At 56.3% G+C, this 12431-nt stretch carries 10 protein-coding genes and 1 riboswitch; of the genes, 7 read left to right on the top strand and 3 right to left on the bottom strand.

Annotated elements, in window-relative coordinates; all coding sequences use genetic code 11:
* Positions 1–28: 28 nt before the first annotated feature.
* A riboswitch (cobalamin riboswitch) is annotated at positions 29–150 on the bottom strand.
* A 111-nt stretch (positions 151–261) separates the two neighbouring features.
* On the bottom strand, positions 262–1176 hold the full coding sequence (locus tag QWI18_RS09800; RefSeq protein ID WP_369318744.1) for a LysR substrate-binding domain-containing protein: 915 nt from the start codon (positions 1174–1176) through the stop codon (positions 262–264).
* 112 nt (positions 1177–1288) lie between these two features.
* On the opposite strand from QWI18_RS09800, the gene metC reads away from it, so the two are divergent.
* From metC to QWI18_RS09765, 7 genes are all read left to right on the top strand, one after another.
* Positions 1289–2440, top strand: coding sequence for a cystathionine beta-lyase (metC, locus tag QWI18_RS09795; protein ID WP_369318743.1), 1152 nt, complete (start codon positions 1289–1291; stop codon positions 2438–2440).
* A gap of 106 nt (positions 2441–2546) precedes the next feature.
* Positions 2547–3371 carry a transporter substrate-binding domain-containing protein gene (locus QWI18_RS09790; RefSeq protein WP_369318742.1) on the top strand — a complete coding sequence of 275 codons (825 nt, stop codon included), beginning with the start codon at positions 2547–2549 and terminating at the stop codon, positions 3369–3371.
* Positions 3372–3374: 3 nt separating this feature from the next.
* Positions 3375–4025 carry an amino acid ABC transporter permease gene (locus QWI18_RS09785; RefSeq protein ID WP_369318741.1) on the top strand — a complete coding sequence of 217 codons (651 nt, stop codon included), beginning with the start codon at positions 3375–3377 and terminating at the stop codon, positions 4023–4025.
* Positions 4022–4780: an amino acid ABC transporter ATP-binding protein gene (locus tag QWI18_RS09780; RefSeq protein WP_369318740.1), complete on the top strand. Its 759-nt coding sequence runs from the start codon at positions 4022–4024 to the stop codon at positions 4778–4780. The genes QWI18_RS09785 and QWI18_RS09780 overlap by 4 nt, the downstream gene beginning before the upstream one ends.
* Positions 4781–4866: 86 nt before the next feature.
* Positions 4867–5643: a transporter substrate-binding domain-containing protein gene (locus tag QWI18_RS09775; RefSeq protein ID WP_369318739.1), complete on the top strand. Its 777-nt coding sequence runs from the start codon at positions 4867–4869 to the stop codon at positions 5641–5643.
* A gap of 33 nt (positions 5644–5676) precedes the next feature.
* Entirely contained in the window at positions 5677–6684 is a 1008-nt protein-coding gene (locus QWI18_RS09770; protein WP_369318738.1) for a succinylglutamate desuccinylase/aspartoacylase family protein, read from the top strand.
* 749 nt (positions 6685–7433) lie between these two features.
* Complete coding sequence (locus QWI18_RS09765) at positions 7434–9644, top strand: TonB-dependent receptor (protein ID WP_369318737.1); 2211 nt, start codon at positions 7434–7436, stop codon at positions 9642–9644.
* Positions 9645–10226: 582 nt separating this feature from the next.
* Here QWI18_RS09765 and QWI18_RS09760 read toward each other — a convergent pair.
* On the bottom strand, positions 10227–11318 hold the full coding sequence (locus tag QWI18_RS09760) for a polyamine ABC transporter substrate-binding protein (RefSeq protein WP_369318736.1): 1092 nt from the start codon (positions 11316–11318) through the stop codon (positions 10227–10229).
* Positions 11315–12349 carry a histone deacetylase family protein gene (locus tag QWI18_RS09755; RefSeq protein ID WP_192134739.1) on the bottom strand — a complete coding sequence of 345 codons (1035 nt, stop codon included), beginning with the start codon at positions 12347–12349 and terminating at the stop codon, positions 11315–11317. Before QWI18_RS09755 ends, QWI18_RS09760 begins: the two co-directional genes overlap by 4 nt.
* Positions 12350–12431 lie beyond the last annotated feature (82 nt).

The following is a 12431-nucleotide window of genomic DNA, read 5'->3' as shown; positions in this document are numbered from 1 at the left end:
TACCTCGGGAAAATGCGTCCCATTGGTGAAGATGAAGATCGGCAAAGACAGGTCTGGCTCCCAGCTAACTGGTTACAGTGGCGCGACCGCGCGGAATTTCACCGGCTTCCGTCTTTACGATAGTGTTGAGCCGTCTCAGTTTAACCCTGCGCGGGTCGAAGTCGACGGCTGTTTTGATGAGAGCAGCATGCGCCATCCATACCGGCCGGCGTCTGGCAGAGGACAGTCCGATCGGAGCCCTCGGCGGCCTGATTAGAAGACTCACATTTGCATATGATTCTCCACCAGCTTCAAGTCTTTGCTCAATTGAATCCGCAACGCAGAGATCAATCTTCGTGCGTTGTCCGCCAAAGGCTTCCCCGGGCGGAACAACAGTAAGCTGGTGAAGTTAACCTTAAGGGAGAACGGCCGAATGACCAGGCCACGGTCAATGTAATCCACAACCGCGACCGGGTTAGCGAAGCCAAAGCCGATGCCACGCATTGCCATCTCGCAGACTGTGTGGGCATAGGGCGTCTCAATCCTGATATTCGGCGTGACACCGTAAGGAGCTAGCGCTGCCTCCAATCGCCGACGGCTACTGTCTTCTGGGTTGAGCGCGATGAAGTCATGATCGCCTATGTCCTGCGGGGTGATCACTGACAGCCTGGCAAGTGGGTGATGGGGTGGCATTGCCATAACGCCTGGCGAATCCAGAAAAGACGAATGTTCAAGCCCTGCCACAGGCATCTCATCTGCCATCAGGCCAAAATCGCATTGGCCGGACGATACGTCTTGATGAACCTCCCTTGAGCTCAGCACCCGTAATGAAACCCTCATGTCTCGCGCTGCCAGATCGAAAGAGGAAAGGGCCCTGGGCATGAACGCATTGCCGAGTGCGGGATGGACGGCAATGGCCAGGCGATCGGTGCCGAATTGCTTGAGGCTCTTGATCCGATGCTCGATGGCGTCCATTCCGATGAAGAGTCTGTCCACATCCACCATCAACGCGTGAGCTTCCTGTGTGGGTACCAGACGACCGCGAATCCGATGAAAAAAAGCCAGCCCGGCTGAGGTCTCCAGTTTGCGAATCGCCTGGCTGACAGCGGGCTGCGATATTCCGAGCATATTGGCGGCTTTGCTGGTACTGCCTGCGTTCATGACGACCCGGAACACTTCGATCTCGCGGATGCTCATCTGTGCAGCCTATAATCTTTGCTTATTGAGTTAATAATTCTACGTGTAGCCGCCTTGGTAGGTCTATTGAACAATGTGCTTCAGTGTTAGTGACCCAACAAGGCGCATTCAGATGAAATTCGTAGACCCTGCCGGCAGCCCTTATGCCAGCCTCTCGCCAAGTGTGTGGCGAGGTTCCACTGTGGTATTCGACTCTTTCGAAGATTTCGTGAGTCGTAAAAGCCGTCAGCCAGATGGCTACAGCTATGGCATTACAGGTACGCCGACTTCCCGCGCCCTTGAGCGTCAAGTCGCAGAGCTTGAAGGGGCACGCCATTGCGTGATCATGCCGACCGGGGCTTCCGCGCTCATTACGACAGTCATGGGCTTTGTCCGAGCTGGCGACCACCTGCTTATTTCTGATTCCTGTTACGGCTCACTCAAGACGTTTGGTCGCCAATGGTTGGCCCAGTTTGGTGTGGAGGTCGAGTTCTATCCGCCGACTATCGACGCTGGGATCGAGCCGTTGATCCGGCCGAATACTCGCATGATCTGCATGGAAGCGCCCGGCACCGTCACCATGGAGATGCAGGACATCGGCGCTATTACCGCCATCGCCAAAAGGCACGGAGTGCTGACCATGATGGATAACACATGGGCCAGCCCCCTGTACTTCAAAGCTGTCGAGCACGGCGTCGACTTCGTCGTCCAGGCGGCCACGAAGTATTTCGGCGGACACTCCGATCTTCTGATGGGAACCGTCAGTCTCAACGACCCGGACCACTACGCCACGCTTCGCGAAACTCAAAGCATTTTCGGTCAGGCGACCAGCCCCGAAGATTGCTTCCTGGTCCAGCGGGGGCTCCAGACTTTTGAGCTTCGGCTGCGTGAGCAAAGTCGAAAAGCACTTGTGGTCGCGCGTTGGCTGGAGGCTCAACCGTTAGTACGACAAGTGCTCTTTCCCGCTCTGGAAAGCGATCCTGGTCATGACCTTTGGAAAAGGCAGTTCGAGGGTAGTGGCTGTCTGCTTTCGATCATCCTGGAGCCCGCTACCGATGAAAGTGCATTCGGCGCGTTCTTCAATGCCTTGCAACTCTTTCCCATCGGGGCGAGCTGGGGCGGTACGCATAGTCTGATTGCCTACTATCCGGCGTCGCAGCAACAGGCGCGGGAATTCTCGCCAACAGATCAACCTGTCGTGCGTATCTCGATCGGCCTTGAGGATGAGGCGATGCTGATTGCCGATCTGGCCAGTGCCCTGGATGCGTACGCCCGAGTGCGCTGACTCCACACAGCACGCTGCGCTTTAGACGCGGCGGCGACACAAGTTTTTTCTGCCGTTACTCCCGCGCGCCCATTGAGGCCGCACACTCAAATGAGGATGGACAAAAATGAAACAGAACGGCATTCGTTTCGCGATCGCAATGGTGTTGTCACTGGGCATCGGCTCGGCTGCGGTCGCTGAGGACTCCCTGCAGAACCTGCGTGAGCGTGGCGTTATCCGCGTCGCCAATACGCAGGCAAGCCCTCCCTGGAGTTATCTGGGGCAGGACAATCAGCCGGCAGGGTACGACGTAGCAATCGCCAAGGAAGTCGCTAAGCGCATTGGCGTTGCCAAAGTTGAGTTCATAGCCGACAGCTTCAAAAGCTTCGTCGAGGGATTGAAGGCGGACAAGTACGATATGGTGATGAACGACCTCACACCCACTGACGAACGCAGGAAGCAGGTAGATTTTGCGAGTCCTTATGGCGTTGAAGAGTTCTACATTTTCGTTCGCAACGATAATGAGGACATTCACAGCATCAAGGACATGCCAGCGCACTCCATCGGGGTAACGTCAGGAACCAGCAATGAGTCCTGGGCACGCAAGCACATGACCACGTCCGACATCCGGGCCTACGAAAACGGTGGTCTGGTATTTAATGACCTCGCCATCGGGCGCGTGGATGCCGTGTTGTCCTCTTTGTTCGGCGGTGAGAAATACAGAAAGGTTAATAACCTTCCGATAAAAGCAGTAGGTGAGCCGCTGACGTATCAGCTTTCAGCTCCGGCACTGGCCAAGGGTAAAGACAGCTTGCGTGACGCCGTCAGTAAAGCCATTGAGTCAATGGTCGAGGACGGCACAGTGGACGCTGTGGCCAAAGAGTGGATCGGGCCTGATTACCACATGACTAACGGCATCAAGGCCGCCCTCGCCGAACTGAACGAGGAATAGGTGATGTGGGATCTATTTCTACGCGCATTGCCTTTGTTGCAAAAGGCGATCGTTGTGACGCTAGGGCTTGGGCTGGGCGCGTTTGTATTGGGTACCGGCATCGGGCTGATGATTGCCCTGATGCGAATCTCCCCGGTGCGTTTGTTCCGTGTGCTTGCCTTCAGCTATGTCTCGCTCTTTCGCGGCACACCGTTGTTGGTACAGATACTCCTGATTTACTTCGGGCTGCCGCACTACGGCATCGTCATGACGCCGATACCCTCTGCGCTCCTGGCACTTACGCTATTTTCGGCGGCATACCTGAGTGAAACCTTCCGTGCAGGCATTAGCGCGGTCGACAGCGGCCAGTGGGAAGCGGCTAACTCAATGAGCATGGGGTACTGGACCTGCCTTCGCCGCATCATCATCCCGCAGGCGTTTCGGATAGCACTGCCGACCATGGGAAGCCGACTCATTGCGTTGATCAAGGACACCTCACTGGCCTCGACGATCACCGTAATGGAGTTGACCCGCGTCGCTGAGCAATTAGGTGCCTCCACGTTCCGTTACATGGAAATGTTCTTGATGGTGGGTGCGATGTACTGGGTGATCAACCAGGTGTTGACCATCCTGCAAACCTGGCTGGAAGGCCGCTGGACGAGGCACATGCGATGAATGCAAGCACTGTACGTGTTACTGGCCTGAGCAAGTCCTTCGGTGATCTTGCCGTACTCAAAAATATTGATCTGGAGGTACAGGCCGGCCAGGTCGTTGTTATTCTAGGGCCTTCGGGGTCGGGCAAGACGACGCTTCTGCGCTCTTTGAACCTCCTGGAAAAACCAGACGCCGGCGTGTTGGAGGTGTGTGGTCACCGGGTCGAAATTCCACGCAATGGGCGGTTCGACCGGGCAACGCGCAAGCAAGTGGCGCTGCTTAGGCAAAAGACCGCCATGGTCTTCCAGTCCTTCAACCTTTTCCCGCACATGACGGCGCTTGAAAACGTCATCGAGGGGCTCCTCAGCGTGAAGAAGGTCCCACGGGCACAGGCGCTTGAGCGAGGGCGCCATTTGTTGGATCAAGTCGGTCTCGCTGACAAAGCCGACAGTTATCCGGCCAAGCTTTCAGGTGGCCAGAAGCAGCGTGTCGCGATCGCGCGAGGGCTATCCATGGACCCTGAGGTGATCTTCTTCGACGAGCCGACTTCAGCACTGGATCCCGAGCTGCGTGACGAAGTGCTCGGCGTCATGCGCGAGTTGGCCAACACAGGTATGACCATGCTTGTGGTGACTCACGAACTGCGCTTTGCCCGGGAAGCGGCAGACCGCGTGGTGTTCATGGAAAACGGTGTGGTGATCAAGGATTGCTCCACTGATGCGTTCTTCGGTGGGGAAAGCGGTGAGCGCATTCAGCAGTTCCTGCGCCGGTATTGATCGCCAACTTCATCTGGAGCCAGACGATGACACCTTTAAGCAAATCTCGGTTACACCTTCTCACAGGCCTATTGTGTTGCTTACTGTTGAGCACCTCCAATGCTCATGCGGAATCAGCGCCTGATGCCTTGGCGCGCATCAAGGCGGCCGGCACCGCACAGGTTGCGACAACTTTTACCAGCCGGCCTTGGAGCTATCTAGACGATCAGAACCAGCCTGACGGCTATGACGTCGCAGTGTCCAGGGAGATCTTCAAACGCATTGGCGTTGCCCACGTGGAGTTCGTCGCAGACAAGTTTGCCAACTTTGTGGAAAGCCTCAAAACGCATAAATACGACCTAGTCGTCAGCGGCATGGCCAACACCCCCGATCGTGCCCGACTGGTGGACTTCACCAATGCCTACAGCGTTCAGGATTTTCGTATCTGGGTGAATGACCTAAACACCGATATTCACGACGCGCAAAGCCTCGCGGGCAGGAGTGTTGGCGTCAGCTCAGGCACATCCAACGAGTTGTGGGCGCACCGCAAGCTCACGCAGTCTGATGTGAGGGCATATGAAGGTGGTGGATTGCTGTTCACCGATCTCGCAACCGGGCGGCTGGACTCGGTGATTGCCTCGTATTTCGTTGGGGAGAAAACGCGTGTCGCGGGCAACCTGCCAATCAAACCGGTGGGAGAACCTGTCACCTATTCGCTTGGGGCAATCATTGTCCCAAAGGGCGACGACGCTCTTCGCATCGCGATCAACGGCGCGATCGCCTCAATGATCTCCGATGGGAGTTTGCAGGCTATCGGCAAACGCTATCTGGGCGCCGACTACGACGTGGTCGGCAACATGGCTAAAGCAAACGCCGATTGGTAGGCGTCTATGCATCACGAATGAAGGCTGGCAAACATGCTGCACACAATTAAAAGCGATATCGATTTAGACGCGCCCGGTAAGCATTTTGGTTATCTGCGCTTGCCTCACTCGGTCCATCGTTCTGCTTACGGCTGGATTCCGATCCCGATTGCGTCGATCAAACGGGGTGATGGCCCCGTGTTCATCGTGACTGCCGGCAGTCACGGGGATGAATATGAAGGCCAGATCATCGCCAGTAACCTGATCCGAATGATCGAGCCGGAAATGATTACCGGGCAGGTCATTATCCTGCCAATGCTCAACTACCCAGCGGCAGATGCAGGGTTGCGCACTTCCCCCCTGGATGATGGGAATCTCAATCGGCTTTACCCAGGTGATTTGGCCGGAACGCCCACCCAAGTGATCGCACATTTTGTGGAACACGTACTTCTCCAACGGGCGGACTACCTGGTTGATCTGCACTCTGGCGGTTCATCCTTGCAATACAACGGCGCGAACATGATGGGCTTGGAGCCGCGAGACAGAGAGGAAGAAGAGCGCGTAGTCGGCCTGTTGAAGGCGTTTGGGTTGCCGCGGGCTTATCTCTACTCTCCGAACCCGGTCAACATCACCGCAGCGGCACGTAGGCAAGGTGCGATCTGCTTTCTTACTGAATTGGGTGGAGCAGGCAACGTGAGCAAAGCGTTGCTGCAACAGGGTCAACAAGGATTACTGCATCTGATGGGGTATACCGGCGTCTTGAACGGGTCGCTGGTGCCAACCAAGCCGCCTGCCGAGGCCGTGCTCATGCGCATCGATCGACTCACCCACTACGCTTACGCGCGGCACCGAGGAATTTGGGAGCCCCTGGTCGAACTTGGCGATGAAGTGAAGGTCGGGCAAGCTGCTGCGCTGATTCATTTCCCGGACGAGCCGCTGCGTGAGCCAGAGGTCGTAGTCTTTGAGGGGACCGGCCAGGTAGTGTGCAAGCGGGCGATTGGCAGAGTCGAGCGTGGGGATTGTCTCTTTCAGCTCGCAGAGTCCCGACCAGGATTGCTCTAGCGTCACGATCCGTCTCTAAATGTAGCCATGGTCAGGATGCTAGCCGGAGGACAATCGCCTTGGCCTAGGATGTAATCGGTTATTTATCCTGACGGTATACTGCCTCGCTCAAAAGATGAGCTACTGCAAAGACAGTTTCTCATTGGCCTTACTCCCGAGGCAGTGATACCTTTCGCCGCCATGGACGGGACCCGCTCTTATCTCAAGTATCTAGCTCCAGCCTTGCTGATCCTCGTGCTACTTAATGGCATGGCATGCAGCATTGGGCACGGGCAGATGTTGCAGAAGATGTTTGCGCCCATTGTGGCGTCCCAATCTAGCCAAGTAATGTCCGCCGGACATGCGATGGTAATGGATCACGCTCATCACCACTTGAACACGGCATCCGCGAATCAGCCTATGCCACCCATGCCAGGCATGGATTCTCCTTTCAGCGACTGCTTTTTCGCAGCGTCACTGCCGTTGGGCCTCATTCTGTTCGCCGTGCTGGGCTGGCTGCTTAGGCGCCGACCGATGCGCCCAATTCCGCACCGCCTAACGCTACCGACCCATCCCACAGCGTTATTACTGAGTCTGCATCCTCGCGCGCCTTGAGTAGCCTGTTGCCCCTATAACCATCACTAAGCGCTTGGCTCTAACATGAGCTAAAAGCGCTTCTGCGCATGGTGCATAGGGAAACTGTCGAAATCCTGAAGTGCTGGCCCTGAGGCCTGTGCCATTCGTTGCTGCCTACTCTAAAGAAACTGACCATGAACAGTACATTCAACCGTTGGCCTATTCGCCCGCTCCCTTATGTCGTTTACCTTGCAGCAATCTCGTGCTCGCCAGGGCTTGCCTTGGCTTCAAACGGCAACGCGGAAATCGGTGCCGAGCCATCACCCGCTCAGGCAAGGAAAGAACCAGCCACGACATCCAACGATCCGGTAGTGCCGAACCCGGCACCACCTACTGTCGATCTGCCAAGTACCCTCGTCGTGGACACTCCCATCTCTAACTACGTAACCCAGACGTCGGTTAGCAGCATCCGAACAGATACGCCACTCAAGGAGTATCCCGCGTCCATTCAGGTCGTACCCAATGAACTGCTGAAGGACCGAGGCGTTACCCGAATCGATCAGGTGGCTGAAACCGTCAGCGGTGTCCATGCGGAGGCCAACTACGGTGGGAACGGTGGAACCTTCTTTAACATCCGGGGCTTTAGTGAAAGCAATGGCCTGCGCGATGGTTTTCGGAACTACGGCTATTACGCCTTCCGCGACGTGCAAAACATTGATCAAGTCGAAATATTCAAGGGGCCCGCTGGTGCGTTATACGGGGGCATCGGTGCGATTGGTGGCTACATCAATACCGTCTCGAAACGACCTGAGTGGAGTGACTTTGGAGAAGTGACCGGCACAGCAGGGAGCCACGACTTGGCGCGTTCCACCCTGGACGTTAACCGAGTTTTGAATGAAGACCTGAGCGTGCGTGTCAACGCGTCCGCCGAACATGATTCGTCTTTCCGCGACGACACCCGTGACCACTCCTGGTCATTTGCGCCTGCGATAACCTGGGATAACCACGACGGAACTTCTTTGACGCTGTTAAGTGAGTATAACCATCTCAACCGAGATGGATTCGACTTCGGCGTTCCCGCAGTGGCTAACTACCGCGAACTGTCGAAAACCCGATACTACGGACTCAGCAGGAGTCGGTACGCCGGCATTGACGGCGACTACGGGAAAAACGACACCCTCTCTGAAACTCTGCTGTTCGAGCATCAGCTATCTGACACTTGGAAGTTGCGTCTGGCAGGTCAGTATTCGTATGCACGGCAGCGTTCGACCCAGTCATTCCCTAACAGCACAACGACGACGGATAATTTGCTCGACTACTCTGTTTACAGCAACGCAAATGAGTCTTCTCGACAGCTCGGGACGCGTGCGGAGCTGGTAGGCGACATCATCACTGGGGACATCAAACACCAGTTGTTGATAGGCACCGACTACAGCCTCCAGAAGATTTCAAGCTCGGGTTCACAGGTGTCTGCGATGACGCTTGATCTGAGCAATCCGGATTACTTTTCAGGTTTGACGCCGGCCGGTTCGCTAAATGGCCACGAATCTCAAGGGAAGGACTACGGTGCGTACGTACAGGACCTCATCGAGCTGACACCGACGATCAAGCTCCAGGCCGCGTTACGTGCAGACCGATTCGTCAACCGCGCCAGGGAGTCGGGTGGTGACCCGGCTCAAGGACAACAATCGACCTTGTCTCCGCGTGTGGGAGTCGTATGGCAGGCCACTGACAGCACGTCGTATTTCGCGGATTGGAGCCTCAGCCATTCACCGAATGTCGGTCACAGCGGCAGCAACGTCACCTATGAAGCTGAGGTTGCGGAGCAGTTCGAGGTGGGGCTCAAGCACGAGCTGATCAAGGACCGCCTTGATGCCAATCTGGCGGTGTTCAATCTTGATCGTAACCATATCCTGACCACAGACCCGGACAACCCCTTGCTCCAGGTGTTAACCGGCAAACAGCGAAGTCAGGGCGTAGAGCTGGATATTACTGGCAACATCACCCCACGATGGAAAACTGCTGCGAGCTACACCTACACCGTTGCGAAGGTACGCAGTGATAGCAACTACCCTGTGGGGGATGTTTTGAGCAATGCACCGCGCCACAGTGCCAACCTGTGGACGGCCTACCAGTTAAAGTCAGTCGAAGGTCTGCAGGTGGGCGGCGGTATTTACTATGTAGGCTCTCGCGAAGCAACGCTGCCCAACACGTTCAAGCTTTCAAGCTATGTCCGAACAGATGTAATGGCCTCATACAAGGTTGGAGCCTGGACGACGCAAATGAACGTTTTCAACCTCTTCGACCGTACGTACTACACAGGAGGCACCGCTGCGACGTTTGACTACACGCTGATGCCAAGTCCGCCGAGAACGGTTCAGCTATCTGAAACCTATCGGTTCTGATCGCCACGAGCCTTGTTCAGCCCTTTAGTCGATACTATTCAGTACCTGGCAAAAAGGGCTGGCAATGGCTTTGAGTGTAGGTTTGACTGGGAAGCGAGCTGATATTTAGGCATGCGCAAGGCGACACTGGATACGAGACCGCTAGCCTAGATGATGTGGAAAAGGGGGGCCGCACCAGGCTAGTAGCTTCCGGTTAGCAGTGGGGCTTCATAAGGTCTCTCTGGACTGCAAAACCAGTAAAACGCTTTCATACAAGGGCATGCGTTGGGCGTATCGATGTGTCTGCCTGGAAGGTAAGCTCAGTACTCAAGAAAGCCGGCTTTTTCAAGCCCCAAGACAATCGGCGATCTACTGCTTACTGAGGGGTTCTGTTCGCGTGCCCTGGCCCTTTTAGCGCCTCCGCTCCCACAGCGCCCCTGACCGTTCTCGACCCAAGATCGCTAATCAATGGGCTCTTTTCCAAAGCTGACCATTTCCCACGGTAAACCGACCACTGCGGACACCGTGAAAGCGCATACCACGCTTTACCGTAGATGAAAGCTTGGTCATCCAGTTCGCCCCGCTACGTATAACTGCAACGTATCAAGTGCCTGACTTGATCTTGGTCCAAGCCCGCGTGCGGGCGCGTTCGGCGTCACGACCCAGAGGCTTGAGCGTATAGAGCGTGGCCATCGCGGCCTCGGTGGGGTAAAGGTTGGGGTTGTTGCGAATCGCCGGATCAACCTGTTCGGTAGCGTCTTTGTTGGGATTGGGGTAGCCGACAAAATCGCTGATTGGCGCAATCACCTGCGGCTGCAGCAGGTAGTTGATGAATGTGTAGGCGTCTTGTGAGTTCTTGGCACCCTTGGGAATGGCGAGCATGTCAAACCAGATGGGTGCGCCTTCCTTGGGCAGACGCATGTCTACGGTCACGCCGTTATTGGCCTCTTTAGCGCGGTTGGCGGCTTGGGAAAAGCTGCCGGAGTAACCGACCGCGACGCAGATGTCACCGTTGGCGATATCCGCCATGTATTTGGAGGAATGGAAGTAGGTGATATAGGGGCGGATTTTCATCAGCAGCGCTTCGGCCCTCACATAGTCCTTGGGGTTGCTGCTGTTGGGGTCGATGCCCAAGTGCTGCAGGGCCAGGGGCAGGATTTCGGAGGGCGAGTCCAGCAGCGCTACACCGCAGGACTTGAGCTTGCTGATGTTTTCTTCCTTGAAAATCAGGTCCCAGCTGTCCACTGGCGCATCGGCACCCAGGGCGGCCTTGACTTTGTCCGGGTTGAAGCCGATCAGGATGGTGCCGTACATGTAAGGCACGGCGAATTTATTGCCCGGATCGTTGGCCTCGATCAGCTTCATCAGCTTGGGATCGAGGTGGTTCCAGTTCGGCAATTGGCTGCGGTCCAGCGGCTGGAATATTCCGGCTTCGATCTGCTTGGCCAGGAACACGTTGGATGGCACTACCACGTCATACCCTGAGTTGCCGGTGAGCAGCTTGGCTTCCAACGCTTCATTAGTGTCGAAGATGTCGTACACCAATTTAAGGCTGGGATTGTGCGCCTTGAAGTCCTCCAGCGCCTTGGGGGTGATGTAGTCGAACCAGTTGTAGACCCGCAGGGTTTTCTCTTCGGCATGAGCCATGCCGCTGATAACGGCAGTGCAGAGGATAAGTGACTTGAACATGTTCATTGGGCAGCCCCTTCAAAACCTTCGAGAACGTTGACGGCATTGATGCCGATTTCTTCCACCGCGTAGCCGCCTTCCATCACGAACAGCGTAGGTTTACCCAAGCGGGAGATGCGTGCGCCCATCGCCAGATAATCCTCGCTGTCGAGTTTGAATGTCGAGATCGGATCGTCCTTGAATGTATCCACGCCCAGGGAGACGACGATGATGTCGGCGCCATAACGATCAATTTCTGTGCAGGCTTGCTCAAGCGCCGCGCTCCAGGTCTCCCAGCCGGAACCGGCCGGCAGAGGGTAGTTGAAGTTAAAGCCGGCACCGGCGCCTTCACCGGACTCGTCGGCATAGCCCAGGAAAAACGGAAACTCCGCTTCCGGGTGGCCGTGGATCGAGGTAAACAGCACGTCGCTGCGCGCATAGAAAATCGACTGGGTGCCGTTGCCGTGGTGATAGTCCACATCCAGAATCGCGACCTTTTTGTGGTCTTGATCAAGAAAGGCCTGGGCGGCAATTGCGGCATTGTTGAGGTAGCAATAACCGCCCATCAAGTCGCCAGCTGCGTGGTGTCCCGGTGGACGGCACAAGGCAAAAGCACTGTGGGCACCTTGCTGAATCGCCTGTTGGGCGCTAAGCGCAACCTGCGCCGCCGAGTAGGCTGCCTGCCACGTGCCGGCGGTGATTGGCGCTCCGCCGTCGAAGCTGTAATAACCGAGTTGACCATGCAGGCTTTCGGGTAACACGCGGCGCAGGGTGCGGGCGGGCCAGGTGTAGGGCAAGAGGTCGCCGTCCTGACCAAATTCGGTCCAGCGCGCCCAGGCACCCTTGAAGAAATCCAGGTACTCCCGGCTATGAACGCGTTGCAGCGGTTCCAGGCCAAAGTCCTGCGGCGCCTGTACCTCGCCAAGTTGGCGGTCCCTGACCCGTTGTAATACATGATCGGCGCGTGAGGGCATTTCGAAGCAGGGCATCAACTGCCCGTCCATCAGCTCACAGCGGCCGTGGTGCAGGTGGTGATCATCCGAGTAGATGGTCAGCATTGGTCGTTCTCCGCAGGCTGTATCGGTCAATACAGTCTTGCCCTGGGCGCGGCTTATGAGAACGGTAAGTGCGGCCAAAAGG

The sequence above is a fragment of the Pseudomonas sp. W2Oct36 genome, from assembly GCF_041060465.1.
In the GTDB taxonomy this organism is placed as follows: domain Bacteria; phylum Pseudomonadota; class Gammaproteobacteria; order Pseudomonadales; family Pseudomonadaceae; genus Aquipseudomonas; species Aquipseudomonas graminis_B.
This window is presented reverse-complemented; position numbering and strand designations above follow the sequence as displayed.

Bases quoted from the DNA above. Each gene is read 5' to 3' on its own strand.
- QWI18_RS09800 (WP_369318744.1), bottom strand. From the start codon at position 1,176: ATGAGCATCCGCGAGATCGAAGTGTTCCGGGTCGTCATGAACGCAGGC.
- metC (WP_369318743.1), top strand. From the start codon at position 1,289: ATGAAATTCGTAGACCCTGCCGGCAGCCCTTATGCCAGCCTCTCGCCA.
- QWI18_RS09790 (WP_369318742.1), top strand. From the start codon at position 2,547: ATGAAACAGAACGGCATTCGTTTCGCGATCGCAATGGTGTTGTCACTG.
- QWI18_RS09785 (WP_369318741.1), top strand. From the start codon at position 3,375: ATGTGGGATCTATTTCTACGCGCATTGCCTTTGTTGCAAAAGGCGATC.
- QWI18_RS09780 (WP_369318740.1), top strand. From the start codon at position 4,022: ATGAATGCAAGCACTGTACGTGTTACTGGCCTGAGCAAGTCCTTCGGT.
- QWI18_RS09770 (WP_369318738.1), top strand. From the start codon at position 5,677: ATGCTGCACACAATTAAAAGCGATATCGATTTAGACGCGCCCGGTAAG.
- QWI18_RS09765 (WP_369318737.1), top strand. From the start codon at position 7,434: ATGAACAGTACATTCAACCGTTGGCCTATTCGCCCGCTCCCTTATGTC.
- QWI18_RS09760 (WP_369318736.1), bottom strand. From the start codon at position 11,318: ATGAACATGTTCAAGTCACTTATCCTCTGCACTGCCGTTATCAGCGGC.
- QWI18_RS09755 (WP_192134739.1), bottom strand. From the start codon at position 12,349: ATGCTGACCATCTACTCGGATGATCACCACCTGCACCACGGCCGCTGT.